We start from the raw sequence: 25476 nt of genomic DNA on the forward strand, positions 1-25476 counted from the left end.
GCGGCGCGGTTGCCTGAGGGGCGCGGTTGCCTGAGGGGCGCGGTGACCGGAGGGGTCGCGGCTGTCCGAGGGGCGCGGTTGGCTGGGGCTATGGGCGGTCCTGCTGCTCGTCGTCCTGGTGGAGCTCGCGCTCCCACTGGGCGAGCAGCTCACGGTCACGCCGGGACTGTTCGTCGCCGCCCATCGAACGGAGGAAGTCTGGGTCGTCGTCGGGTGAGGACGGACGGCGGGACGGGCGGCTGCTGCGGTCGATCGGCCGGCCCGCGAAGAAGTAGGCGATCGGACCGGCGATCGGGAGCAGCAGGATCACCAGGACCCAGACGGCACGAGGCGCGTTGCGCACCCGCTCGGCCGACAGGACGCTGATGAGTGCCAGGACGAGCAGCACGAGCGCCGCCCCGGCCAGGAGGATGAACAACCGGACCATGCCGCAATGATGCCTCTCCCTCGCCGGGACGGCGACGATCAGAGCATGACAACCCAGCCGCCGAGGAGCGCCAGCACCGTCACCAGCACCGCGTAGGCCCGGACGGTCCGTGGCGCGGGCCCCGGGAACCGGTCGCGCAGCTCCCTCGACCGGTGGATGGCCATCCCGGCTATCCCGGCCAAGGCACCCATCGCGGCGGCGGCGGTCAGCCACTCGGCGGGGCCGGCACCCGGGGTGAACGCGGGCCGGACGGTGAGCAACGCCACCGCGGCCGCGGACAGCCCGGTACGCCGCCAGGCCAGCCTGGTCCGCTCGGCCGAGGCGCCCGGATCGCGGCGCACCCCGGCGCACGCCCCCGGATCGCGATGGTGCTCGGCGCAGGGGCCGGTCATCAGAACACCTGGATCAGGACCGCGACGATGATCACCACAGCGCCGGCGGCCACCGCGATCGCCAGCACCGCCGGGAACCGGGAGCGCGGCAGGTCCGTGCCCATCCGCATGGCCCGTTCGGTACGCACCCAGTGGTCGACGGCCCTCAACGCCACCAGGGCGCCGAGCACCAGCAGCAGGATCGCGATGATCTCGCGCAGATGCCGGACCGGCAGCGGCGGCAGGAACTGTGCGCAGGCCAGGCCGCCGGCGATCAGGGCCAGTCCGGTGCGGATCCACGCCAGGAACGTGCGCTCGTTGGCGAGGGAGAAGCGATAGTCGGGAGTGGTGCCGGTCTGTGACGCCGCGAACCAATGCCTCAACTCACCGAACACGCTGCCGATTATTGACCTATTGGGTCGAGAAGGTGGAACCAGAGATTGCGTACTTCGTCACTCACACAGGCCTCCCGTGGCCGCCCGCACCGGCACCACGGAGAGTCCGGGCCCGCTCGTCCATGGGACTGCGGCTCCAGAGGATCGGGCCGTGGGGGAGTATGGGTCGTGGATGGGCTCATGCCCTCCACGAGTGAGACGTTTTGACCGGACATGTCTGACACCTCCTCATCGCCCACTGTAGCGATCGTGATCGCCGCGCGGGTGAGGTGTGTCACTCTGGGTGGCCGGCAACAGTGAAGCTACTGGCGGGTAACCTGGCTGACATGTCCGCCGCCCCGGCATCGTTCCGGCGCCAAGGACAGGGTCGACCGCAACGGTGCGTTCAATACAGGAGGGTCGTAGTAGCGCGATGAACATCGTCGTACTGGTGAAGCAGGTACCCGACTCCGGTGCCGAGCGCACCCTGAGCCCTGATTTCTCGGTGGACCGGGCCTCGTCGAGCAATGTCATCAACGAGATGGACGAATACGCCATCGAGGAAGCGCTGAAGATCAAAGAGGCGCACGGTGGCGAGGTGACCGTCCTGACCGTCGGTCCGGCGGGCGCGACCGACTCCATCCGTAAGGCCCTCTCCATGGGACCCGACAAGGCCGTCCATGTTCAGGATGATGCCCTGCACGGTTCCTGCGCGGTCGCCACGTCCAAGGTGCTGGCCGCCGCGCTGCGCACGCTGGATGCCGACCTGATCCTCAGTGGTGCCGAGTCGACCGACGGCCGGGTCCAGGTGGTTCCGCACATGCTGGCCGAGCTGCTGGGTGTGGCCGCGTTGACCGGTGCCCGGAAGCTGACCGTGGACGGTTCGCAGTTGACCGTCGAGCGGCAGACCGACGAGGGCTACGAGGTCGTCACGGCCGCGACCCCGGCGATCGTGAGCGTGTGGGACACCATCAACGAGCCGCGGTACCCGTCCTTCAAGGGCATCATGGCCGCCAAGAAGAAGCCGGTGCAGGCCCTGTCGCTGGGTGACCTGGGTATCTCCGGTGACGAGGTCGGCTCGGCCGGCGCGACCAGCCAGGTGCTGGAGTTCACCAAGCGCCCGGCGCGGACCGGTGGCGCCAAGGTCGTCGACGAGGGCAACGGTGGCGAGCAGCTCGTCTCTTACCTCGCCACCGAGAAGTTCGTCTGAGCCCGAGGGGATAGCGGAAAATGGCTGAGGTACTGGTCGTCGTCGAGAACGGCGTCAAGAAGGTCACCCTCGAGATGCTGACGATCGCCCGTGGTCTCGGGTCGGTCTCGGCGGTGGTGTTCGGTGAGGCCGACACCGCGAAGCTCGGTGAGTTCGGTGCCGAGAAGATCTACGTCGCGTCCGGTGAGGACGTCTCGGGTTACCTGGTGGCCCCCAAGGCGACGGTGGTCGCCGAGCTGGTGAAGCAGGTCTCGCCGGCCGCGGTGCTGCTCGCCTCCACTCAGGAGGGTAAGGAGATCGCCGCGCGTCTGGCCGTCAAGCTGGACAACGGCCTGCTCACCGACGCGGTCGGGCTGGACGCCGACGGCACCGCCACCCAGGCGATCTTCGCTGGTTCGGCGATCGTGAAGTCCAAGGTCACCAAGGGCCTGCCGATCGTCACCATCCGGCCGAACTCGGTCACCCCCGAGGCGTCCGCCGCCACCCCCGCGGTCGAGCAGCTGACCGTCGCCGTCACCGACAGCGACAAGCTGACCAGGGTCGTCGAGCGTGTCGCCGAGCAGAAGGGCTCGCGCCCCGAGCTGACCGAGGCCGGGATCGTCGTCTCCGGCGGTCGCGGCGTCGGCAACGCGGACAACTTCAAGCTGGTCGAGGAGCTGGCCGACCTGCTCGGTGGCGCGGTCGGCGCGTCGCGTGCGGCGGTCGACAGCGGCTACTACCCGCACCAGTTCCAGGTCGGGCAGACCGGCAAGACGGTGTCGCCGCAGCTCTACGTGGCGCTCGGCATCTCCGGTGCGATCCAGCACCGGGCCGGCATGCAGACCTCGAAGACGATCGTCGCGGTCAACAAGGACGCCGAGGCCCCGATCTTCGAGCTGGCCGACTTCGGCGTGGTCGGCGACCTCTTCAAGGTGGTCCCGCAGGCCGCCGAGGAGATCCGCAAGCGCAAGTAACACCGGCATCCGGTCACGGCCCGGCGGTCTTCCGCCGGGCCGTTCGCCTTTCCCGGGGTACGCCACGGGCCTCGCCCGGCCGGGACGGCGTGGTTCGCGGCCGGGGGCGGCGTGCGGCGTACCACAGCGGGGGTGTGGTGTTGATCTTTTGAGAGAGGACGGGCACGGGCGGCGGCCGGGGGACGGCCTAAGCTTGGGGGCGATGGCCTATCTCGATCATGCGGCTACCACGCCGATGCTGCCCGCCGCGCTCGACGCCTATGTCGCGGCGGCGCGTGAGCTTGGCAATCCGTCCTCGCTGCACGCGGCGGGGCGGGGGGCCCGACGGCTGGTGGAGGAGTCCCGCGAGCGGGTCGCCGCGTCGCTGGGGGCGCGTCCGTCCGAGGTGGTGTTCACCGGCGGCGGCACCGAGGCGGACAATCTAGCCGCCAAGGGCATCTTCTGGGCGCGGCGGGACGCCGATCCGCGGCGGCGTCGTGTGGTCGCGTCGGCGGTCGAGCATCACGCGGTGCTGGACGCGGTCGAGTGGCTCGGGCGGCACGAGGGCGCCGAGGTCACGCTGCAGCCGGTGGACGAGGCCGGGCGGGTCGATCCGGTGGCGTTCGCCGAGTTGATCAGGGCGCACGGTGACGAGATCGCCGTGGTCAGCGTGCAGTGGGCCAACAACGAGGTCGGCACGATCCAGCCGGTGACCGCGCTGGCGGCGATCGCGGCGGGCGCGGGTGTGCCGTTTCACACCGACGCGGTGCAGGCGGTCGGGCAGGTGCCGGTCGATTTCGCCGGCAGTGGGGCCGCGGCGCTGACGCTCACCGGACACAAGGTCGGCGGCCCGGTCGGCGTGGGTGCGCTGCTGCTCGGGCGGGACGTGCCGTGCACACCGCTGCTGCACGGCGGCGGCCAGGAGCGTGACGTGCGGTCGGGGACGCTGGACACGCCGGGTGTGGTGGCGTTCGCCACGGCGGTCGAGACCGCGGTCGCCGAGCGCGAGGAGCACATCGCCCGGGTCGCCGCGCTGCGGGACGACCTGGTGGGCCGGGTGCGGGCCGCGATCCCGGACGCGATCCTCAACGGTGATCCCGGCGACCGGCTGCCCGGTAACGCGCACTTCTCCTTCCCCGGCTGTGAGGGGGACGCGTTGCTGCTGCTCCTGGACGCGCAGGGGATCTACTGCTCGACCGGGTCGGCCTGTTCGGCCGGGGTCGCGCAGCCCAGTCACGTGCTGCTCGCGATGGGTGCCGACGACGGGCGGGCACGGGCGTCGCTGCGGTTCAGCCTCGGCCACGACAGCACCAAGGCGGATGTGGACGCGCTGCTCGTGGCCCTGCCGGGTGCGGTGGAGCGGGCCCGGCGGGCGGGGGCCTGGAAGACGTCCAGATAGGCTTGCTCCATGCGAGTTCTTGCGGCCATGTCGGGTGGTGTCGATTCCGCGGTCGCCGCTGCCCGTGCGCGGGATGCCGGCCACGACGTCACCGGTGTGCACCTGGCGCTGGCGCGTAATCCACAGACGTTCCGGACCGGGGCGCGCGGCTGCTGCACCCTGGAGGACTCGCGCGACGCGCGCCGGGCCGCCGACGTGATCGGCATCCCGTTCTATGTGTGGGACATGGCGGAGGAGTTCCACGACAGCGTCGTCGACGACTTCGTGAGCGAGTATGCGGCGGGCCGCACGCCCAACCCGTGCCTGCGCTGCAACGAGAAGATCAAGTTCGCCGCGGTGCTGGACCGGGCGGTCGCGCTCGGCTTCGACGCCGTGGTCACCGGTCACCACGCCCGCCTGGGCGCCGACGGCCTGCTGCGCCGCAGTGTCGACCTGCCCAAGGACCAGTCCTACGTGCTGGCCGTGCTGACCCGCGCGCAGCTCGACCGGGCGATCTTCCCGCTCGGCGACTCGACGAAGGAGCAGGTCCGGGCCGAGGCCGCCGAGCGCGGCCTGGCCGTGGCCGACAAGCCCGACTCGCACGACATCTGCTTCATCTCCGACGGCGACACCCGCGGGTTCCTGGAGAGCCGGCTCGGGGCGGCGCCGGGCGACATCGTCGACGGGCGGACCGGGGAGAAGCTGGGGACGCACAACGGGGCGTATGGCTTCACCATCGGTCAGCGCAAGGGCCTCGACCTGCGGGTCCCGGCCGCTGACGGCCGCCCTCGTTACGTGTTGTCGATCACTCCCGTCTCCAACACGGTGACCGTCGGGCCGCGTGAGGACCTGTCGGTCGACCTGGTGACCGCGGATCGCCCGATCTGGCACTCGTCTTCGGATATCTCGGACTGTGAGGTTCAGCTCCGGGCGCACGGTGAGGTCGTCGGGGCTTCCGTTGCGGTCACGGCCGACTCTCTGGTGGCGACGCTGAAGTCTCCCGCTCGGGGCGTCGCCGCAGGTCAGGCGATCGTGGCCTACCGGCCCGACCCGGCCGGCGACATCGTGCTCGGCTCGGCGACGATCACTGCCGGTTCACGGGCCTCGACGCATGTCTGACTTTCCCTGGGGGCCGGGTGTCGCCACCGGCATCGGGTCGCTGCCCGGCACTGACATCGCCGAGGCGCAACGGATCGTCCTGGGTGAGCTGCCCGGCCTGCCGCACCTGCCCGAGTTGCCGGCGCGCGGCCCCGGCTCGGACATGATCGGGCGCACGGCCGGGTTCCTGGTCGAGTTGCCGGTGCAGCTCTACGCCGGTCGCTGGCAGATCGCCTCGCGTCCCGGGCAGGACCTCCGGCGGACCGCCGACCTGCTTGAGCGTGACCTGGACCAGCTGACCGAGCAGGCCGACGGCTACTCCGGCCCGCTCAAGATCCAGGCGGCCGGGCCGTGGACTCTCGCGGCGAGCCTGGACCTGCCGATCGGCGGCCGGATGCTGCGTGACCCGGGCGCCGTGCGTGACCTGACCGACTCGCTCGCCGAGGGGCTCCGGCGGCACGTGACCGACGTGCGCAAACGCGTGCCCGGGGCGACGATCCTGCTGCAGCTGGACGAGCCGTCACTGCCCACGGTGCTGGCCGGCCGGGTGCCGACCGAGAGCGGCCTCAGCGCGTATCGGAAGGTCGACGGCCCCGACGCGGCGACCAGGCTGCGGACCGTGGCCGAGGCCGTGGACGCGCCGGTGATCGTGCACTGCTGCGCGCCGGGGGTGCCGCTCCAGGTGATCCGGGACTCCCGGGCCGCCGCGGTGGCCCTCGACCTGTCGCTGCTGAAAGACCTGGACCCGCTGGGCGAGGCGATCGAGGCCGGGCTGGGGATCTTCGCCGGTGCGGCGCCGACCCTCCCGGCGGCGGGAGCGCGGCCGCCCGACTCGAAGCAGATCGCCGAGCGGGTGAGCGCCCTGTGGCGCAAGCTCGGCTTCCCGGCGGCCCGGCTGCCCGAGCAGGTGGTGATCACCCCGGCGTGCGGGCTGGCGGGCGCGCCGATGGGATACGTTCGCGCGTTGCTCAAGGCGTGCACGGAGGCCGGCCGCCGGATCGCCGAGGTCTGAGGGCGGAAAGTGTCAGGGGGTGGGGTTACCGTGCCACCTAGGTATTCCTGACACGGAGGTTCGGTTCAGTGGCGACACCAGAGGCATCTTCCCGGCATGCCGAGCTGGCCGACGAGATCCGCGAGCATCAGCACCGCTATTACCAGCTCGACGCGCCGACGGTGTCGGATGCCGAGTTCGACCTGCTGCTGCGCGAGCTGGAGGCGCTCGAGGCGGAGTTCCCCGAGCTGCGCACTCCCGAGTCGCCCACACAGACCGTCGGCGGCACGGTCTCCGGCGACTTCCCCAAGGTCGAGCACGCCGAGCGCATGATGTCGCTGGACAATGTGTTCAACCTCGACGAGCTGACCACGTGGGCCGAGCGCGCCGTGCGTGACGCCGGTGGGCCGGTGCGGTTCCTCTGCGAGCTCAAGATCGACGGCCTGGCGATCAACCTGACGTATGAGAAGGGTGTGCTGGTCCGGGCCGCCACCCGGGGCACCGGGCGGGTCGGCGACGACGTGACGCCCAACGTGCGGACCATCGCCGACATCCCGGAGCGGCTGACCGGCGACGACGTGCCCGACCTGGTCGAGGTGCGCGGCGAGATCTACTTCCCGGCGGAGGCGTTCGCGGCGCTCAACGCGATGCTGGTCGAGCAGGGCAGACCGACGTACATGAATCCGCGCAACGCCGCGTCGGGCAGCCTCCGGCAGAAGGACCCACGGGTCACCGCGGCGCGCGGCCTGGGCATGGTGGTGCACGGTCTCGGCGCGCGGGAGGGGTTCAGCCCGGCCTCCCAGTCGGAGTCCTACGCCGCGATGAGGGCATGGGGGCTGCCGGTCAGCTCGCGCTGGCGGCTGGTCGACGATCTGGCCGGGGTGCGCGAGTTCATCGACTTCTACGGTAAGAACAGGCACTCCGTCGAGCACGACATCGACGGCGTGGTGGTGAAGATCGACGACGTGGCGATCCAGGGGCGGCTCGGCTCGACGAGCCGGGCGCCACGCTGGGCGATCGCCTTCAAGTACCCGCCCGAGGAGGTCACCACCAAGCTGGTCGACATCCAGGTCAATGTGGGCCGCACCGGCCGGGTCACCCCCTATGCCGTGGTGGAGCCGGTGGTGGTGGCCGGGTCCGAGGTGGAGTTCGCCACCCTGCACAACGCGCAGGAGGTGGTCCGCAAGGGCGTGCTGATCGGCGACACGGTGGTGCTGCGCAAGGCCGGTGACGTGATCCCGGAGATCCTCGGGCCTGTGCTGGAGCTGCGGCCGGCGGACGCGCGGGCGTTCGTGATGCCGACCGAGTGCCCCGACTGCGGCACGCCGCTGGCCCCGGCGAAAGAGGGCGACATCGACATCCGGTGCCCCAACTCGCGGTATTGCCTGGGGCAGCGGCGCGAGCGGCTGACCTATGTCGGTCATCGCAATGTCCTCGACATCGACGTGCTGGGCGAGAAATCGGCGCGGGCGCTGATCGACTCGGGGGTGATCTTCGATGAGGGCGACCTGTTCGACCTCACCGAGGAGGACCTGTTGCGGGCTCCCTTCTTCGTGAAGAAGGACGGGACGCTCGGGGCCAACGCGGCCAAGATGCTGGCCAGCCTGGCCGAGGCCAAGGCGCGGCCGCTCGCCCGGATCCTGCGGGGGCTGTCGATCCGGCATGTGGGGCCTGACGCGGCGGGGGCGCTGGCGCTGGAGTTCGGCTCGATGGCGGCGATTGAGGAGCTCATCGACCGGACGTCGGCGGTGGCTCCGGCCTCGCCCGAGGTCCCCTCCGACGCGGCGCCCGAGGTCTTGCCTGACGCGGCGCCCGAGGTCTTGCCTGACGCGGCGCCCGAGGTCTTGCCTGACGCGGCGCCCGAGGATGCCGTTGCGGTGGCGGGTGAGCCGGTGGCGGAGGAGACCGTGGCCAAGCGGCGCGCCGCCAAGCCCGTCGACCCGCTCGCCGAGGTGGAGGGTGTCGGGCCGACGATCGCGCAGAGTCTGCGGGAGTGGTTCGCCGTCGACTGGCATCGGGAGATCGTGGCGAAATGGCGGGCGGCCGGCGTCGTGATGGCCGACGAGCGGGTCGAGGCCGGCCCGCGCACGCTGGACGGGCTGACCGTCGTGGTGACCGGCACGCTCGCCGGCTACACGCGCGACAAGGCGGCCGAGGAGATCACGTCCCGTGGCGGCAAGGTGAGCGGCTCGGTGTCGAAAAAGACCGGGTTCGTGGTGGTCGGTGAGAACCCGGGCAGCAAGTACGACAAGGCGATGGCGCTCAAGGTGCCGGTGCTCGACGAGGCCGGCTTCGGTGTGCTGCTCGCCGACGGTCCGGAGGCGGCCCGCGCGATCGCCGAGACCGCCCCGGAAGGGTGAAACATCACGGATCGTACGTTCTGCGGGTCAATACCTTTTAACAACGTATAGGTGCTTTAGGGCAAAAAGCGCCATGTGGATCTATGGTGTATGCGATCGGTGATCGAGGCCATCATGGAGGTCGCATGGATGCCGCTCGCCCGCGGACGGCCGGCCGGCGGCACCGGCGCACAGTGATCGTCTCCACGGCCTCGGCCGGTGCCACCGCCCTGGCGCTCCTGTTCGGGCCGGCCGACGCCCTGCCACCCGCCTTCTGGGCGATGGCCCTGCTGGCCGTCGTGGTCGACGCCAGGCCTTACGTGGTTCCCGGGCGCCGGGCCAGCGCGGTGATCCTGCCCTCGATCTGCTTCACCTTCGCGGTGGCGCTGGCCTGGGGCGCGGCACCGGCGATCGCGGTGCAGCTGGTCGCGGTCGCCGTGGCCGGCGCCCGGATGCGGCAGTCGCTGCGGCGGACGGTGCATCTCGGCGTCCAGCACGTCGCGGCGCTCGGCGCGGCCGCGGGCGTGGCGGGCCTGGGCCGGCTGCGGGTCGACCCGAGCCCCGACTGGTGGGACGCGCTGGTCATCTGTGCCGCCGCGATCGCCTGGATCACCGCCCGGCACGCGGTTGCCGGCCTGGTCCGTGGCCTCACCTCGGACAGCCGGGCCCCGGCCCGGCGCCGCCGCGGGCACGCCGACCTGCTCGCCACCGCCGCCCTGCTGCTGCTCGGCCCGGTGGTGCTGGTCGCCGCCCTGGTCAGCCCGGCCCTGCTGCCGCTCGCGCTGCTGGCCCTGCACGCCGTGCACCGGATGGTCCGCTGGGCCGGGGAGTCCGAGCGGGCCACCCGCTTCGACCCGCTGACCGGCCTGCCGAACCGGCGTGCCCTGCAGACGGCGATGGCCGAGCGCCCCGCCGATCGGCGCCGCGCCCTGCTGCTGCTCGACCTGGACCGGTTCCGCGCGGTCAACGACGCTCTCGGCCACGGTGCCGGCGACCGGCTGCTGAGCCGGGTCGCCGACCGGCTCACCGCGGTGGTGCCCGCCCACGACCTGGTGGTCCGGCTCGGCGGGGACGAGTTCGCGGTGCTCGCCACCCGGGTCGAGGACCCGGCGTCGGCCCGGCGGATCGCCCAGCACCTGGCCGAGGCGCTGAGCCGCCCGTTCCCGCTGGACGGCACCCCGGTCGAGCTGAGCGCGTCGATCGGGATAGCGCTCCAGGCCGGCCGCCGGGACGGCAGCACCCTGCTGCGCGAGGCCGAGTCGGCGATGTACGAGGCGAAACAGCGCGGCGACCAGGTGGCGGTGCACGGGCCGGAGGCGGCCAAGCACACCCCGGACCGGTTGAGCCTGGTCGCGGACCTGCGGACGGCGCTGCGACGGGACCCGCCGGACGACGGGATAGTCCTCTACTACCAGCCGCAGATCGCGATCGCGACCGGCGAGGTGGTCGGGGTGGAGGCGTTGTTGCGCTGGCGGCATCCGCGGCGCGGCACGATCGGGCCGGAGGAACTGCTGCGGGCGGCCGAGCCGACCCCGGTGATGCGCCTGCTCACCGCCCGGGTGCTGGAGGAGGTGGTGGCCCAGCTGGCGGCGTGGCGCGAGGCCGGCGTCCCGCTGCGGGCCGCGGTCAACGTGAGCGCCCGCGATCTGCACGCCGGTGACATCGCCGACCGGGTCGGTGTGCTGCTGGGGCGGTACGGCGTGCCCGCCGACCTGCTCCAGCTGGAGATCACCGAGAGCGCGCTGATGGCCGACCCGCACCGGGTGCTGGAGACCACCACGCGACTGTCCCGGATGGGGGTGGCGATCTCGCTCGACGACTTCGGCACCGGTTACTCGTCACTCCAGCACCTGCGCCGGCTGCCGCTGTCCGAGGTCAAGATCGACCGCTCGTTCGTGCTCGGCATGGCCGCCGACTCCGGGGACGCGGCGATCGTACGATCGGTGATCGGTCTGGCCGAGGCCCTCGGGCTCCGTGCCGTCGCGGAAGGTGTGGAGGATGAGGTGACCTGGCGTCTTCTCGCGGCATCGGGTTGTCACATCGCGCAAGGCTGGTTCCACGCCCGTCCGATGCCGGCCGCGGATCTGGCTGACTGGCTGTCGCGGTACCGCCCGGTCCGACCCGGGAATCGCGGCGAAATAGACTCTGTGGGCACATCGCAAACGTCAAGCAACTGAGACGCTCAATCAGCAAGGGGGCAGGATGGCCGCCATCTCCCGCGAAGAGGTAGCGCACCTGGCGCGCCTGTCGCGGCTCGCCGTGACCGAGGAGGAGCTCGACCGATTCGCCGGGCAGCTCGACGTGATCCTCCAGTCGGTCGCCCGGGTCGGTGAGGTGGCCGCGGAGGACATTCCGCCGACCTCGCACTCGGTTCCACTGACCAACGTGTATCGCGAGGACGTCCCCACGCCGAGCCTGGCGCAGGACGCGGCGTTGTCCGGCGCGCCGGACGCCTACGAGGGCCGCTTCCGCGTGCCGCGCATCCTGGACGAGGAGGACTGACCTGTGAGTGACCTGACCAGGCTCTCCGCCGCTTCGCTCGCGTCGATGATCGCGTCGCGGGAGGTCTCCGCCGTCGAGGTGGCGACCGCCCACCTGGACCGCATCGCCGCCGTCGACGAGCGGGTCCACGCGTTCCTGCACGTCGACCGGGAGGGCGCGCTCGCCGCGGCCGAGGCCGTCGACCGGGGCGAGATCACCGGCCCGCTGGCCGGTGTGCCGATCGCCGTCAAGGACGTGGTGACCACCAAGGGCATCCCGACCACGGCCGCCTCCAAGATCCTCGAGGGGTGGAAGCCGCCGTACGACGCGACCATCGTCGAGCGCCTCAAGGCCGCCGGCATGCCGATCCTCGGCAAGACCAACATGGACGAGTTCGCGATGGGCTCCTCCACGGAGTACAGCGCTTACGGCCCCACCAACAACCCGTGGGACCTGGGCCGCATCCCGGGTGGCTCGGGCGGTGGCTCGGCGGCGGCGCTCGCGGCCTACGAGGCGCCGCTGGCGATCGGCACCGACACCGGCGGCTCGATCCGTCAGCCCGGCGCGGTCACCGGCACGGTCGGCGCCAAACCGACGTATGGTGGCACCTCCCGCTACGGCCTGATCGCGTTCTCCTCCTCGCTGGACACCCCGGGCCCGTGCGGCCGGACCGTCGAGGACACCGCCCTGCTGCACGCGGTGATCGCCGGCCACGACCCGCGCGACTCGACCTCGATCCCGCAGCCGGTGCCGGACGTGGTGGCCGCCGCCCGCCTGGGCGCGACCGGTGACCTGACCGGTGTGAAGCTGGGCCTGGTCAAGGAGTTCGCCGGTGACGGCTCCGAGCCCGGCGTGACCGCGGCTTTCCAGGAGACACTGCAAAAGCTGGTCAAGCTGGGTGCCGAGGTCGTCGAGGTGTCCTGCCCGAACTTCCAGTACGCGTTGCCCGCGTACTACCTGATCGCCCCGAGCGAGTGCTCGTCGAACCTGGCCCGCTTCGACGGCGTGCGGTACGGCCTGCGCTCCGGCGACGACGGCAGCCGGTCGCTCGAGGAGGTCATGTCGCTGACCCGTGACGAGGGCTTCGGTCCCGAGGTCAAGCGGCGCATCATCCTGGGCACCTACGCGCTGTCGAGTGGCTACTACGACGCCTACTACGGCCAGGCGCAGAAGGTCCGGACCCTGATCACCCGCGACTTCCAGGCCGCGTTCGAGCAGGTGGACGTGCTGGTCTCGCCGACCACCCCGTTCGTGGCGTTCCCGTTCGGCTCGCGGACCAGCGACCCGTATCAGATGTATCTCGCCGACCTGTTCACCATCCCGACGAACCTGTACGGTGGCCCGGCCATCTCGGTCCCGTGCGGTCTCTCCGAGGGCCTGCCGGTCGGTTTCCAGATCATGGGCCCGACCATGGCCGACGACCGGATGTACCGGGTCGCCGCCGCCCTGGAGTCGGCTGTCGGCACCTTCACGCCGCCGGCGCTCTGACGTGTCGCGAGGGGGCCCACGGCCCCCTCGCGATGTCAGGCCGGCGTGGTCGGTGAGTCGAGCCAGGCGTCGATCAGCCCGGTGAAGTCCTTGCCGGTCTCCGCGTTGACGAAAGCGGTGAACGACGCCCGGTCCTGGTTGGTGTTGCGGTTCTTCTCCACCCAGGCCGTGGCCAGCGCGAAGAACTCCTTGTCACCGAGCGCGTCGTTCAGCTCCTTGAGCATGGCCGCCGGGCAGACGTAGACGTTGCTCTCGGCGAACGTGCCGGCGGTCGGCTTGCCGGGCGGGCCGACCCGTTTGCGCAGCTTGGCGTCGCTCTCCCGGAGGTAGTTCTCCAGGTAGGCGTCGTCGAAGCCGTACAGCTCCTGCTCGTAGAGGTACTGGATGTAGGTGGCGAAGCCCTCGTTGAGCCACAGATCGGTCCAGGTCGCCGGGGTGACCGCGTTGCCGAACCACTGGTGGGCGTACTCGTGGACGAGCACCGCCTCGAACTCCTTGAGATCGCCGTCCTTGAACGCCTGCCGGCCCATGCTGAGCATCTGCTGCGTCTCCATGGCGGAGATGGAGCCGTTCATCAGGGCACCGGCCGAGGGGTACGGGTAGGGCCCGAACCGCTCCTCCAGCCACTCGATCAGTTTCGGCGTCTTCTTCAGCGTGTTCAGGTACCGGTCGTCGGTCTTCGGCAGCACGAAGTTCGTGATCTTCAGCCCGTGCGGGCCGGTCTGCTCGATCCTCTTGTACCGGTCGACGGCGAGGGTCGTCACGTACGCCGCCACCGGGTCCGCGCTGCGGTAGCGGTAGGTGTTCCCCTCCACCGCGCCGGGCGTGCCGCTCGCCGCCGCCGCCCAGCCCTCCGGGACGGTCACCGCCAGGTCGTAGAGCGCCTCGTCGGACGGGTGCTCGTTCACCGGGTACCAGGTGAGCGCGCCCCACGGCTCCTGCATGGTCCAGAGGACGCCGTCCTTCGACGAGCGCATCCCGATGCCCTCGGAGGCGTCGCCGCGGTGTGACGGCATCTCCACCTGTTTCGGCGTGCCGTGGTAGGCGACGGTCAGCGTCACCGGCCGGTCGGCGGTGACCGCCGTGGGCACCACCAGCTTCTCGTCCGCGACGGTGCCGGTGGCCTCCGTACCGTCGACGGTGACCTTGTCGACGGTGAGCCCGGTGAAGTCCAGTTTGATCTCGCTCGCGGCGGCGACCGGCCGGATCCGCAGGGTGGCGGTGCCGGTGAGGACCCTGGTGTCCGGCTTCCAGTCCAGGTCGAGCCCGTAGTGCAGCACGTCCAGGCCGGGGTTGCCCTTCTCCGGGTACAGCTCGTCGGCCACGGGTGTGGAGCGCCCGGCCGCCCACGGGCCGTAGTCGATCGCCGCCTCGCCGGCGGACTTCGCGGGCGTGGGTTCGTCGGTGCCGGCCGACGTGCAGCCGGTGATGAGGAGTGTCGCGGCGACTGCGGCGACGGCGGAGGTGCGGCCCATGCGCTAGATCTTCCTGGGCGGATGCAAACTCTGTCAGACCGGGCGACTAGGCTGGGGACTCGTCCCGCAGTCATCAGAGCCGGAGCCGCACGCACATGACGACCATCGCGCTGCCGTCCTACGAAGACGCCACCAGCCGTTACGAGACGGTGATCGGCCTGGAGACGCACGTCGAGCTGGGCACGCAGACGAAGATGTTCTGCGGCTGCAAGACCGATTTCGGCGCCGAGCCGAACACGCAGGTCTGCCCGGTGTGCCTCGCCCTGCCCGGCGCGCTCCCGGCGATGAACGGCGCGGCCATCGAGGCCACCATCCGGATCGGCCTCGCGCTCAACTGCGACATCGCGCAGTGGTGCCGGATGGCCCGGAAGAACTACTTCTACCCGGACATGCCGAAGAACTTCCAGACCTCGCAGTACGACGAGCCCCTCTGCGTCGACGGCTACGTGGATGTCGTGGTCGACGGCAAGGAGTACCGGATCGGCATCGAGCGGGTGCACATCGAGGAGGACACCGGCAAGACCCTGCACGTCGGCGGGGCCACCGGTCGCATCCACGGCGCCACCGAGTCGCTCGTCGACTACAACCGGGCCGGCATCCCGCTCGTCGAGATCGTGACCAAGCCGGTCCCGGGCCTGGGCGCGCTGGCTCCCGAGGTCGCCAAGGCCTACGTCGCCGAGCTGCGCGACATCATCCGCTCCCTCGGCGTCTCCGACGTCCGCATGGAGCAGGGTTCGCTGCGCTGCGACGTCAACACCTCGCTCAACCTGCCGGGCGACGAGTGGGGCACGCGTACGGAGACGAAGAACGTCAACTCGCTCCGCTCGGTCGAGCGCGCCGTCCGTTCCGAGGTCATCCGGCAGGCCGGCCTCCTCGACGCCGGCACCCGGATCTTCCAGGAGACCCGGCACTTCCAGGAGACGACCGGCGACACCCGGCCGGGCCGCTCCAAGGAGACCGCCACCGACTACCGCTACTTCCCCGAGCCCGACCTGGTGCCGATCGCGCCCGACCCGGCGTGGGTCGCCCAGCTCAAGACCGAGCTGCCGGAGCGGCCGAGTGCCAAGCGGGCCCGCCTCCGCGAGGACTGGGGCATCTCCGAGCTCGACATGCAGTCGGTCGCCAACGCCGGGGCCGTCGACCTGATCGAGGAGACCATCGCCGCGGGCGCGTCCCCGGCCGGCGCCCGTAAGTGGTGGATGGGCGAGCTGGCCCGCCGCGCCAACGAGCAGGACATCGAGCTGTCCGCGGTCGGCGCGACCCCCGCCCAGGTCGCCGCCCTGCAGAAGCTGGTCGACGAGGGCAAGCTCAACGACAAGCTCGCCCGGACCGTGCTGGAGGGCGTCGTCGCGGGCGAGGGTGACCCGGCCGAGGTGATGGCGGCACGCGGGCTCGAGGTGGTCAACGACACCGGCGCGCTCACCGCCGCCGTCGACGAGGCGATCGCCGCCAACCCCGACATCGCCGACAAGATCCGTGACGGCAAGGTCGCCGCGGCCGGCGCCCTGGTGGGCGCGGTCATGAAGACCACGCGGGGCCAGGCGGATGCCAAGACCGTCCGCGAGCTCATCCTCTCCCGGCTCGGCGCTTCCTGAGACCCTTCAGATGTACGGGTGAGCCCGGTCCCGTTGTCACGGGGCCGGGCTCAGCTCGTTCCGGCGAGGTTCGCTACAGCCGGGCCGTCAGTGCGCCCGGGTCGTCGACGGGGTAGAGCGCCCACCGTCCACCGATCTTCGCGCGGTCCAGGAAACCGGAGAGCCGTCGCGGCGTGACCGACTGGTACCAGACCGCGCCGGTCCCGGAGCTTTCCAGCAGGCCGTGGTATTCGGTGGCGGCCGGCGGGTGGTATCCGGCCGTGTCGCGGCTGACCGGCGGTTCGGTGAAGACGGTGATCGCCGAGCCGGGGGCCAGGTTCTCCCGTACCGCGGCCGGGTCGGTGTCGGCCGGGATCAGGAGCCAGCGGTGCATGCGTGGGCCACTGGTCTCCAGCAGGGCCAGGTCGGCGGTGGCGCCCGCCTGCCGGACCCGATGCCAGAAGTCGTCGTCCGCGAACGGCAGGTCGTCGATCCCGGGGACGTCACGGGCCGGGGCCGCCGACCGAACCGGCGTGACCGGCGGTGGCGGGGGCGGGGTGAACGCCGGCGGTGGCGTGAAGACCGGCGCCGGTGCCGCGACGTAGGCGGCGAGCGTCGCCCGGACCCGGTCGCGGATCATCCAGATCGCGACGGCGAGACCGGCCAGGCCGATGATCCGCAGAACGGTCGCGGTGGAGTCGATCTGCAGGAGGCGGATCGCCCCGTCCACGTCGGTGACCTCGTCCTCGCGCCGCATCCGTCCCACGCACAGCGACGCGAGGACGCCGACGGTCCACGTCGGGATCCCCGGGTGCCGGGTGGTGCTCACCGGATCGGCGCCGAACCGGGCCACCAGCGTGCGGGTGCGGCGCCGCCACACGATGAATCCGACAATGTAGCCGATCACCAGTGCCAGGTTGAGGCCGTCGATCGGGTACGGGTTGTCCACGATCCCGGCGAGGAAGGCCGGCATCTCCTCGTCGTCGCTGGTCAGCCACTGGTGCAGGGCGATGTTGAGGACCACGGCCAGGGCGTTGAGGAGGGCCGACCCGGCGATCGTCAGCAGCAGGACGTTGGTGCCCAGTTCCCAGGTGCGTGGCGGGTGCACGGACCCGGGTGGAATGTCGCTCATGGATACCCCCGTGTGAGATGCGGCCGCGTCACGATAGTGGATCTTCAATGCGTTCGGCAGCCGCGTTTTCGCCGGCCGGGGGACTTCGTCCGTAACCTCGGATTTTGCGGCATGCGGTGGCATAGCCTGCGCCGATGGCAGTGCACTCCGCGGCGACCCGTCGCTCCTGGCTCGTCGTCCTGCTGGCGGCAGCCCTCGCCGCCGGATCACCGGCCCCCGCCGGAGCCGCACCCGGCCCGGGCGGGCAGCTCACCGTCGGCGGCCCCGGTGTCCTGCTCGATGTGAAAGGGACCGCCACCGTCGGCTTCCGGGCCACCGCGGGCCAGCACCTGACCGTCGTCGTCCGGCGCCGGACACTCACCACCGCCGGCAACACCGACGTGACGATCACCCGTGACGGCCGGACCGTGGCCGAGGGCACGCTGATCGTCACCTGGTCCAGCGTCAGCGTCGACTTCACCGCGGCGGCGGCCGGGGCGTACACGGTCCGGATCAGCCCCCGTGCGGTGAAGGATCGCGGAACCCTGCTGGTCAGCCTGGCCGGGTCCACCGCGGGCACGCTCACCCTCCGCGGGCCGGCCCGGACGGTCACCATCGTGGTGCCGGGCGAACGGGCGTTCCTGACCTTCCCGGCCACCGCCGGCCAGCGCCTCACCCTCGTCGCGCGGCGCGGCACCCTGTCCAAGGACGAGTACACCTACCTGGACATCCGCGGCCCGTCCGGCGCGCCGACCACGTCCGGGGCGATCGGTTACGAGTCCGATGACCGCACCCTGGACCTCGACATCACCGAGACCGGCACCCACACCGTCGAGGTCAACCCGGACACGGACCGGACCGGCACCCTCACGGTCCAGCTGACCGGCTCGGTCACCGCGACCCTGGTGCCCGGGCAGCCCACCCGGATCACCCTGGGCCTGCCGGGGGAGCGGGCCTACGTCACCTTCCGGGCCGCCGAGGCCGAACAGCTCCGGCTCACCGTCCGCAGTGTCACCGGGGCCCGTGCCTCGGTGCGAGTGCGGACCCCGGCCGGCCTCGACGTCGCCGGCGCGAACCTGACCATCGCCGAACCCGCCGCCGCCCTGGGTTTCAGCACCTCGGCCGGCACCTACACGGTCGAGATCGACCCGGAGGGCCTGGACGCCGGCACGCTGACCCTGGACCTCAGCCGCTGGACGGGCTGACCGGGGCGGACGGCGTCGGTGCCGGGGCCGCCTCCTCGTCGAGGCCGATCACGTTGCGCTGCATCTCCACGTTGGACTGACCCGTACCGCCGAGCTGAATGTCGTCGTAGGCCTTGAGCTCGCGGTTCTCGTCGAAGTAGAGGACCGAGAGGCTGAGCGGGGTCGGCTCCTCGTGCTCGAGCCCGCGCAGCCCGGCGCCGCCGGTGGAGCCCTCGATCATCAGCCGTGTCGGGACGGTGGGCTGGGTGAGGGCCAGCGCCGACGCGGACGGCGCGGGGGAGGCCGACGCCGACGGATCCGGGGTGGGCGGAGCCGGCGCCGGGAGCATCGACACCGAGCGCGCGTGCTGGTGGCCGGCGAGGACGAGCGGGACCAGCCCGGACAGCGGCTGCGCCATCGCCGGGTCGTGCACCAGGGCGATGTCGACCTGCTTGCCGGAACCCCGGATGGTCTGGGCGAGGTTCTCCCCGGCCGTGGTCAGCAACTCCGGGCCGGCCTCGTCGCCCGCCTCGTTGGTCTCGCTCTTGTCCGGCGTGAACTGGGGGTCACCGATGCCCGCGATGGTCAGGCCGTCGATCTCGGTGAGCCCGTTGTCCAGCACGACGGCGTTGCCCTGCGCTGCGACCGCGGCCTGGATGGCCTGCGAGTCGTGGTTGCCACGAACGTAGACGTACGGCACCTGGATCGACGGGATCGAGGACACGTAGCCGGTCTCGGCGCTGCTGCCCCAGTCGACGATGTCGCCGGTGTCGACCACCGCGTCGATCTCGAAGGTCTCCACGACGGTCCGGATCAGGCCCCACGACGCCGGGTTCAGATGCAGGTCGGAGACGTGCAGCAGGCGGGTGGTATTACCGGCCGGCTCGTAGACGGGCAGCGTCGAGATGGTCGAGTAGACCCGGCTGACGTTGCCGAGAATGGCCTGGAGCTGCTCGGCGTAGCGCCCGTAGTTGTCGGCGATCCGCCGGGCGTCACCGACCACCGCTGGCGCGTTGATCAGCAGGCCCTCGTAACGGGGCTCACTGATCGAGTCGGGGCGCAGCGTGCCGGCTGCCAGGCCCAGGCTGCCGGCCGTCACCACCAGCGCGGTCAGGCCGGCCGCCGCGGTCCGCCGCACGTCGCGGAAGGTCAGCGCGGCCAGCAGCAGCGCGCCGAGCACGGCCAGGCCCATGGTGCGCAGCCCGAGCCGGGACACCCCGGCGACCACCTCCTCGACCGCCCGGTCACCGGCCGAGGTGATCGCCGACGGGTTGTCGATGAGCGCCTCGGTCCGGCTCTGGTCCAGCGAGCCGAGGTCGACACGGAGGTGGACCGGGCCTCGATGACTGTCCAGATGCAACGACCCGAGGGGCGGGATGTTGATCTCGGTGCCGCCGGTCACCGACGGCTCCACCGACATCTCGGCGCTGAACGGACCCACGTTGAGGTCGGCCCGCGCGAACAGCATCACCCCGATGAGTGCCCCGGCCACCCCGGTCAGCACGACGGCCGTGGACACCCTGACCCGGCGGGCCCAGCGGTGCCGGAACGCCCGGCCCAGGAGGCCGGCCGCACGTCCGGCCGTCCGGCCGGTCAGCTCGGTCGCCGCATGCCATCGCTGTCGCCACGCGGGCGGCTCATCCTTCATCGGGGCCTCACCTGCCCTATCGGGCTCGGGACGAAACAGTCATGGCCGTCAACTCCGGCCGGCGCCGCCGTCGGAGAAGACCAGCCGGATGAGTCGGTCGTCCTCGGGACCGGGACGGCCGGCGTCCTCCTGGTTGGAGGTGCCCACCCAGAACGACCCGTCCGGGGCGGTGGCCAGCGCACGCAGCCGGCCGAACTCGTCGGTCAGCAACTCCTGCGGGCTGCCCAGCACCGTGCCGTTGCCGGTGACGTCGAGCAGCTGGAGCCGGCGGCCGAGCAGGCAGGCGGTGGCGACCAGGGTCTCCATCGAGGCCACCCCGGCGCACGACGACGTGTCGGACGGCCAGGAGGCCAGCGGATCGGTGAGCGTGGCGTCGCCGCTCGCGCCGTCGGCCTTGGGCCAGCCGTAATTCTTCCCCTTCACCACCACGTTCAGCTCGGCGTTGCGTGGCTGGCCGCGGTCGGTCGCATACATCCTCTTGGTCTTGTCCCACGTCAGACCCTGGACGTTGCGGTGCCCGGAGCTCCACACCGGTGAGGTCTTGACCGGGTTGCCGGGGGCCGGCTTACCCGCCGTGGTGATCCGCAGGATCTTGCCGCCGAGGCTCTTGGCGCTCGGCGCCTGACTGCCGTCCGCGGTGCCGTCGCCGGTGCCGGCGTAGAGGAAACCGTCCGGCCCGAAGGCGAGGGCGCCACCGTTGTCGTCGGCCGACCGCGGGATGCCAGTGAGGATCGGCTCCAGCTCGCCGTCGCCGGCCAGCTTGCCGATCCGGTTGTCCTGATCGGTGGAGTAATAGACGAACAGCGTCTTGTCGGTCTTGTAGGACGGCGACACGGCGATGCCGAGCAGGCCGCCGTCACCCGAGGCCTTGACCTCGCTGAGCCGCCGCAGCTCGGTGACCGCGAGGCCCGCGGCCGTCGACTCGGGACCCACCTTGAGGATGCGGGCGGTGTCGCGCTCGGTGACCACCGCACCGCCGTCGGGCAGGAACGCGAGCCCCCACGGCACCTCGAGATCCCTGGCCAGGACGGTGATCGCCAGCTCGCGCGAGGAGTCGTCACCACCGGCGGTCGGCGCGACCGACGGCCGGGGCAGGTTGGGCGGTGAACCGGCCTGGTCGGGGCCGGGCGGCCCGAAGCTGCACCCGGCGGTCAGCGCCAGCAGGGCCGCGGAACTCGCGGCCATCGCACGGCTCCGGCGGAAACGCACGTCCGAACCACCCCCTCCGGTCATGCCGACCAGGGTAGCCGCGCAGTCTGACAGTGCCCGCTCATTGATCGCCGGCGCCGACCGGATGGCCACTCGCGGCCAGCACCTGCGGCAGATTGTCCCGGGTGATCCCGGTGAGCCGGATGACGTTGCCGTTGTCGAGCAGCGCCGACACCCGGCCGCGATCGTCCGGTGCGAGCTCGGTGATCCGGGTGAACGGCACCCGGCTGCCGCCGAAGAGGGCGCGGACCCGCAGCTCCTCCGGATAGACGTCGGTGCCGGCCCGCCACGTCCACGCCAGGACGGCGATCGGGATCAGCAGCAGCGGGCTCAGGGCCCAGGAGGAGCCGGCGAGCGGGATCGTGCCGACGAGCGCGATCAACGCGGCAACCAGCACGGCGCCGGACTTGCGGACGCGGAGAACGGGACGACTGCTCACGCCCCCATCCTCCCACTCGCCGTGCCGGGCGGTCCTGCCGGACCCGCCGGGCCGGCTCACCTGTTGACCGTCATCGCTGGATGACCGACGATCCGTTCGTGGGACGACGACACGCCGTGCCGTAACCCGATCCGGGGACCGTCGTTGACCCGGTGCAGTTCCCCTACAACAGAGGACTCGTCGATGATCGCCGTGCTGCTCGCGGGGGCGATCGGCGCCGCCGGTCTGTGTGCGGGCGCCGTCCTCATCCGCGCCGCTCTCGCGCTGCATCGTGCCGAGCGGGCGTTCGCCTCGTGCCGGGGCGCCGGCCTGGTCGGCATGGGCGCGCTCCTCACCGCCCTCACCGTGCAGGTCCTCTGGTGGGCGCCGGAACACCGGTCCGCCGGGATGACCGCCGGCCTGACCGCGGCCACGGCGTGTTTCGTGGCCGGCACCTCACTGCTGCCCGGCGCGGCGAGCAACTGGGTGGTGCGGTTGCGGCGGGCGTACGACGGCGTCGGTCTCGGTGTCAGCCTGGGCTTCGCGATCTACCTGATCCCGGCGGCGTCCAGCCGCCCCGGGGCGGTGCCGGCACTGCTGATCGCGGCCGGTGGCGTCGCGATCGTCACGGTGATCGTGCTGCGCGCCCGGCCACGTCCCCGCGCGGCGGCCTGGTGCGGCGCGGGCACCTCGCTGGTCATGCTCAGCCTCGGCGTGCTGGCGTTCGGCGCGACCGGCCCGGCGGCCCTGGTGGCGGGTCTGGGCGTGGTGGCCGGGCTGGGTGCCTCGGCGTGGGGCGGCTCGCGCCGTGACCTTCCGCCCCCGCCGCTGGAGCCCCGCCACCCGGATCAGTACCTGGCCAGCTATCCACTGCTGGCGGTGCCGGCCGCGGTCGGGGTGATCGCCGCGTTCTGGCACCTGCTCGCCGTCGAGGAGTTCGGCACCGAGGCGATCGTTTTCGGTCTCGTGATGGTCAGCGTGCTGGTCTTCCGCGAGCTGCTCGTGGTCCGGGACATCCGCCGCTACGCGGGGCGCCTCCGGGTCACCGAGGCCCACTTCCGTTCCATGGTGACCGGCGCGACCGATCTCACCCTGGTGCTCGACGAGCACTTGACCGTCCGCTGGCAGTCCCCGGCGGCCGCCCGGCTGTTCGGGCTCCGCGATCAGGAGGTGATCGGCCGGGGATTCGGGGAGCTGATCCACCCCGACGACGAGGCGGACGCGCGGGCGGTCATCGGATCGGTGCTGGCCGGTGAGCACGAGGGTGGGCCGCCGGTCCTGGTCAGCGCCCGGCTGCGGGACGGCGCCGCGATGTGGCGGGACACCGAGTCGACCATCTCCGACCTGCGCAGCGTCCCCGAGGTGGCGGCGCTCGTCGTACACGTACGGGATGTGGGGGAACGTCGCCACCTGGAACGGACCCTGCACCGCCTCTCCTACCTGGACCAGCTGACCGGCCTGGCGAACCGGCAGGCGCTGATGCGGGACCTGCTCGCTCTCCGACGGCAGCCGGGCCGGCGCGGCACCCTGCTGGTGATCGACCTGCACGGGCTCGCCGAGATCAACGACGCGCGGGGCCGGGAGGTCGGCGACGCCGTGCTGATCGAGGTGTCCCGGCGGCTGCGCGCCCTGATCGGCGGCGAGGACGTGGCGGCCCGGCTCGGCGGCGACGAGTTCGCCGTGCTCACCCCGGACTCGTCGGTGCCGGCCTACGCCCTGGCCAGCCGTATCGTCACGAAACTGGCCGAGCCGTACGCGCTGCCCGGCGCCACCCTGGACCTGCACACCAGCGTGGGCCTGGCCGAACTCGCCGGCGGCGCGGACTCCGGCGAGGTGCTGCGCCACGCCGACCTGGCCCGGCAGCGCGCCTGTCAGCTGGGCCGCGACCGCGTCGAGTGGTACGACCCGGACGTCGAGATCCAGCTGCACCGCCGGATGGAACTGGAGCAGCAGCTGCTCGGCGCGGCCGCCCGCGGTGAGCTGGACCTGGTGTTCCAGCCGGTCTCGGGGCTGGCCGACGGCCGCCCGGCCGGTGTGGAGGCGCTGCTGCGCTGGCGGCATCCGGAACTGGGCCCGATCCCGCCGAAGGAACTGCTGCCGATCGCCGCGGCCCTGGGGATGACCGCCGAGCTGGACGAATGGGTACTCGAGGAGGCCTGCCGCCGTCTGGCCGGCTGGACGGTGGGCGACGAGTTCTGGCTGTCGGTCAACGTCGGCCCGCGGGAGCTGCTGACCGCCCGGTTCCCGGATCAGGTCGGCGCCACGCTGCGCCGGTACGGCCTGGCCCCGGAACGGCTGGTCGTCGAGGTGGCCGAGACGTGGATCGACGAGGACGTGCCGGCCATCGTGGCCGCCCTGGCCGGGCTGCGGAAACTCGGTGTGAAGGCGGCGCTCGACGACTTCGGCTCGGGCCAGACGTCGCTGTCGCACCTGCGGCGGCTACCGGTGGACATGCTCAAGCTGAGCCCGGCGCTGATGTCCGATCGTTCGGTGGTCGACGTGGTGGTCAGTCTCGGTCGCCGGCTGGGTCTGGACATCGTCGCCAAGGGGCTGGAGTCGGACGACGACATCGCCCGCGCCAAGGAGGCCGGCTGCCGGTACGGCCAGGGGTTCGCGCTGGGTCATCCGGGTCCGGCCGAGCGGGTCGAGGCATACCTCGACAGCCACCGGGGCTAACGCGGCGGAGCGGTGCTCCCGCGCGGGGTGAGGTGCACCCGGCCGGCCTCGACGTTTCCGACGGTCCGGCCGTCGATGGCGTTGAGCAGCTCGAGCGCGGCCTGTGCGCCGTACGCCGAGATGTCCCGGCTGAGGGCGGTGAGCGGCGGGTGCACGAGGCTGCACAGCGGTGAGTCGTCCCAGGCCACGATGGACAGGTCGCCGGGGACGGAGAGCCCCATCTCCTGGGCGACCGCCAGGCCGGCGACGGCCATCACGTCGTTGTCGTAGATGATCGCGGTCGGCCGGTCGCCGCCGATCAGGAGCCGCCGGGTCGCGCGGCTGCCCTCCTCGCCGGTGTAGTCGGCCGGGATGGTGATCGCGTTGTCCAGCCCGAGGGCGGCGCAGACGTTCTCGAAGGCCTTCGTCCGGTTCTGTGTGTGCAGCAGGTCGGCGACACCGCTGACCCGGGCGATCTTGTGGTGGCCGAGGGCGACCAGGTAGCGGACCGCCTCGGTGATCGCGCCGGCGTCGTCGGACCAGATCTGCGCGATCGGGCCGGTGTCACCGGGCCCGCCGATCACCACGGCCGGCAGCTGCAGCTGCTGGAGGACGGGGATGCGGATGTCGTCCTCGCGGATGTCGGTGACGATCACCCCGTCGATGCGGCGCTCGCCCCACCAGCGGCGGTAGACCTCGACCTCCTGCTCGGGGGTGGCCACCACCTGGAGGGTCAGCGCATACGAGCGGGCGCCCAGCTCGGCCTCGAAGCCGCTGATCAGCCCCATGAACCAGGGCTCGATGCCGAGGATCCGCGCGGGACGGCACAGGGTGAGACCGACGGCGCGGGCGCGTGCTCCGGAGAGGGCCCGGGCCGCGCTGTTGGCGTTGAAGCCGATCTCCTCGGCGATCGACAGGATGCGCTTGCGGGTCGCCTCGGAGACGCCGGGCTGGCCGTTGAGGGCATACGACACGGCGCCCTTGGACACGCCGGCCCGCCGGGCGATGTCGGCGATCGTGGGCCGCTTCACTCAATCTCCTCTGTCCCCACTGCCGCCGAGCTTATCGGGCCCGGGTTGGTGGCCGCCGGACTCCCTCGACGTTGGACGCTCG

21 protein-coding genes are annotated in these 25476 nt (G+C 71.8%); 12 read left to right on the plus strand and 9 right to left on the minus strand.

Annotated elements, in window-relative coordinates; genetic code table 11:
• Nucleotides 1-88: 88 nt before the first annotated feature.
• The 3 genes from ACFO0C_RS22735 to ACFO0C_RS22745 are packed head-to-tail and all read right to left on the minus strand — an operon-like array spanning nucleotide 89 to nucleotide 1193.
• On the minus strand, nucleotides 89-427 hold the full coding sequence (locus tag ACFO0C_RS22735; RefSeq protein ID WP_378068684.1) for a PLD nuclease N-terminal domain-containing protein: 339 nt from the start codon (nucleotides 425-427) through the stop codon (nucleotides 89-91).
• 38 nt (nucleotides 428-465) lie between these two features.
• Nucleotides 466-819 (minus strand): DUF202 domain-containing protein, encoded by a 354-nt coding sequence (locus ACFO0C_RS22740; RefSeq protein ID WP_378068685.1) that lies wholly within the window; start codon nucleotides 817-819, stop codon nucleotides 466-468.
• The gene (locus tag ACFO0C_RS22745) at nucleotides 819-1193 is read right to left on the minus strand and encodes a YidH family protein (RefSeq protein WP_378068686.1); all 375 of its coding nucleotides are present in this window, start codon (nucleotides 1191-1193) and stop codon (nucleotides 819-821) included. The genes ACFO0C_RS22740 and ACFO0C_RS22745 overlap by 1 nt, the downstream gene beginning before the upstream one ends.
• A 412-nt stretch (nucleotides 1194-1605) precedes the next feature.
• On the opposite strand from ACFO0C_RS22745, the gene ACFO0C_RS22750 reads away from it, so the two are divergent.
• The 9 genes from ACFO0C_RS22750 to gatA all read left to right on the plus strand — a co-directional run bounded on the left by ACFO0C_RS22750 (nucleotide 1606) and on the right by gatA (nucleotide 13089).
• Nucleotides 1606-2382 carry an electron transfer flavoprotein subunit beta/FixA family protein gene (locus ACFO0C_RS22750; RefSeq protein ID WP_378068687.1) on the plus strand — a complete coding sequence of 259 codons (777 nt, stop codon included), beginning with the start codon at nucleotides 1606-1608 and terminating at the stop codon, nucleotides 2380-2382.
• A 20-nt stretch (nucleotides 2383-2402) separates the two neighbouring features.
• On the plus strand, nucleotides 2403-3335 hold the full coding sequence (locus tag ACFO0C_RS22755; protein ID WP_378068688.1) for an electron transfer flavoprotein subunit alpha/FixB family protein: 933 nt from the start codon (nucleotides 2403-2405) through the stop codon (nucleotides 3333-3335).
• 202 nt (nucleotides 3336-3537) lie between these two features.
• Nucleotides 3538-4713, plus strand: a complete 1176-nt coding sequence (locus tag ACFO0C_RS22760; protein WP_378068689.1) for a cysteine desulfurase family protein — start codon at nucleotides 3538-3540, stop codon at nucleotides 4711-4713.
• Nucleotides 4714-4722: 9 nt separating this feature from the next.
• Nucleotides 4723-5811: a tRNA 2-thiouridine(34) synthase MnmA gene (mnmA, locus tag ACFO0C_RS22765; protein WP_378068690.1), complete on the plus strand. Its 1089-nt coding sequence runs from the start codon at nucleotides 4723-4725 to the stop codon at nucleotides 5809-5811.
• On the plus strand, nucleotides 5804-6802 hold the full coding sequence (locus ACFO0C_RS22770) for a methionine synthase (RefSeq protein ID WP_378068691.1): 999 nt from the start codon (nucleotides 5804-5806) through the stop codon (nucleotides 6800-6802). Before mnmA ends, ACFO0C_RS22770 begins: the two co-directional genes overlap by 8 nt.
• A gap of 47 nt (nucleotides 6803-6849) precedes the next feature.
• A complete protein-coding gene (ligA, locus tag ACFO0C_RS22775) occupies nucleotides 6850-9141 on the plus strand; it encodes an NAD-dependent DNA ligase LigA (RefSeq protein ID WP_378069124.1) in 2292 nt (763 codons plus the stop codon).
• 125 nt (nucleotides 9142-9266) lie between these two features.
• Nucleotides 9267-11297, plus strand: coding sequence for a putative bifunctional diguanylate cyclase/phosphodiesterase (locus ACFO0C_RS22780; RefSeq protein WP_378068692.1), 2031 nt, complete (start codon nucleotides 9267-9269; stop codon nucleotides 11295-11297).
• A 25-nt stretch (nucleotides 11298-11322) separates the two neighbouring features.
• Entirely contained in the window at nucleotides 11323-11622 is a 300-nt protein-coding gene (gene gatC / locus ACFO0C_RS22785) for an Asp-tRNA(Asn)/Glu-tRNA(Gln) amidotransferase subunit GatC (RefSeq protein ID WP_317790419.1), read from the plus strand.
• 3 nt (nucleotides 11623-11625) lie between these two features.
• On the plus strand, nucleotides 11626-13089 hold the full coding sequence (gene gatA, locus ACFO0C_RS22790) for an Asp-tRNA(Asn)/Glu-tRNA(Gln) amidotransferase subunit GatA (RefSeq protein WP_378068693.1): 1464 nt from the start codon (nucleotides 11626-11628) through the stop codon (nucleotides 13087-13089).
• Nucleotides 13090-13124: 35 nt separating this feature from the next.
• Here the strand turns inward: gatA and ACFO0C_RS22795 are convergent, their stop codons facing one another.
• The gene (locus ACFO0C_RS22795; RefSeq protein ID WP_378068694.1) at nucleotides 13125-14564 is read right to left on the minus strand and encodes a M1 family metallopeptidase; all 1440 of its coding nucleotides are present in this window, start codon (nucleotides 14562-14564) and stop codon (nucleotides 13125-13127) included.
• A gap of 95 nt (nucleotides 14565-14659) precedes the next feature.
• Here ACFO0C_RS22795 and gatB point away from each other — a divergent pair, with 95 nt between their 5' ends.
• Nucleotides 14660-16159 carry an Asp-tRNA(Asn)/Glu-tRNA(Gln) amidotransferase subunit GatB gene (gatB, locus tag ACFO0C_RS22800; protein ID WP_378068695.1) on the plus strand — a complete coding sequence of 500 codons (1500 nt, stop codon included), beginning with the start codon at nucleotides 14660-14662 and terminating at the stop codon, nucleotides 16157-16159.
• A 73-nt stretch (nucleotides 16160-16232) separates the two neighbouring features.
• Here the strand turns inward: gatB and ACFO0C_RS22805 are convergent, their stop codons facing one another.
• Nucleotides 16233-17270: a hypothetical protein gene (locus tag ACFO0C_RS22805; protein ID WP_378068696.1), complete on the minus strand. Its 1038-nt coding sequence runs from the start codon at nucleotides 17268-17270 to the stop codon at nucleotides 16233-16235.
• Nucleotides 17271-17404: 134 nt separating this feature from the next.
• Between ACFO0C_RS22805 and ACFO0C_RS22810 the strand changes: the two genes are divergently transcribed.
• Nucleotides 17405-18454, plus strand: a complete 1050-nt coding sequence (locus tag ACFO0C_RS22810; protein ID WP_378068697.1) for a hypothetical protein — start codon at nucleotides 17405-17407, stop codon at nucleotides 18452-18454.
• Here ACFO0C_RS22810 and ACFO0C_RS22815 read toward each other — a convergent pair.
• The 3 genes from ACFO0C_RS22815 to ACFO0C_RS22825 are packed head-to-tail and all read right to left on the minus strand — an operon-like array spanning nucleotide 18435 to nucleotide 21729.
• Nucleotides 18435-20081 (minus strand): metallophosphoesterase family protein, encoded by a 1647-nt coding sequence (locus ACFO0C_RS22815; protein ID WP_378068698.1) that lies wholly within the window; start codon nucleotides 20079-20081, stop codon nucleotides 18435-18437. The genes ACFO0C_RS22810 and ACFO0C_RS22815 overlap by 20 nt on opposite strands.
• Nucleotides 20082-20129: 48 nt before the next feature.
• The gene (locus ACFO0C_RS22820) at nucleotides 20130-21314 is read right to left on the minus strand and encodes a PQQ-dependent sugar dehydrogenase (RefSeq protein ID WP_378068699.1); all 1185 of its coding nucleotides are present in this window, start codon (nucleotides 21312-21314) and stop codon (nucleotides 20130-20132) included.
• 37 nt (nucleotides 21315-21351) lie between these two features.
• Nucleotides 21352-21729 carry a PH domain-containing protein gene (locus tag ACFO0C_RS22825; RefSeq protein WP_378068700.1) on the minus strand — a complete coding sequence of 126 codons (378 nt, stop codon included), beginning with the start codon at nucleotides 21727-21729 and terminating at the stop codon, nucleotides 21352-21354.
• A gap of 183 nt (nucleotides 21730-21912) precedes the next feature.
• On the opposite strand from ACFO0C_RS22825, the gene ACFO0C_RS22830 reads away from it, so the two are divergent.
• Nucleotides 21913-24384 (plus strand): putative bifunctional diguanylate cyclase/phosphodiesterase, encoded by a 2472-nt coding sequence (locus tag ACFO0C_RS22830; RefSeq protein WP_378068701.1) that lies wholly within the window; start codon nucleotides 21913-21915, stop codon nucleotides 24382-24384.
• On the opposite strand, the gene ACFO0C_RS22835 is transcribed toward ACFO0C_RS22830, so the two are convergent.
• Nucleotides 24381-25394, minus strand: a complete 1014-nt coding sequence (locus tag ACFO0C_RS22835; RefSeq protein WP_093618989.1) for a LacI family DNA-binding transcriptional regulator — start codon at nucleotides 25392-25394, stop codon at nucleotides 24381-24383. The genes ACFO0C_RS22830 and ACFO0C_RS22835 overlap by 4 nt on opposite strands.
• Nucleotides 25395-25476 lie beyond the last annotated feature (82 nt).

The organism is Actinoplanes subglobosus, from assembly GCF_042650585.1.
In the GTDB taxonomy this organism is placed as follows: Bacteria; Actinomycetota; Actinomycetes; order Mycobacteriales; family Micromonosporaceae; genus Actinoplanes; species Actinoplanes subglobosus.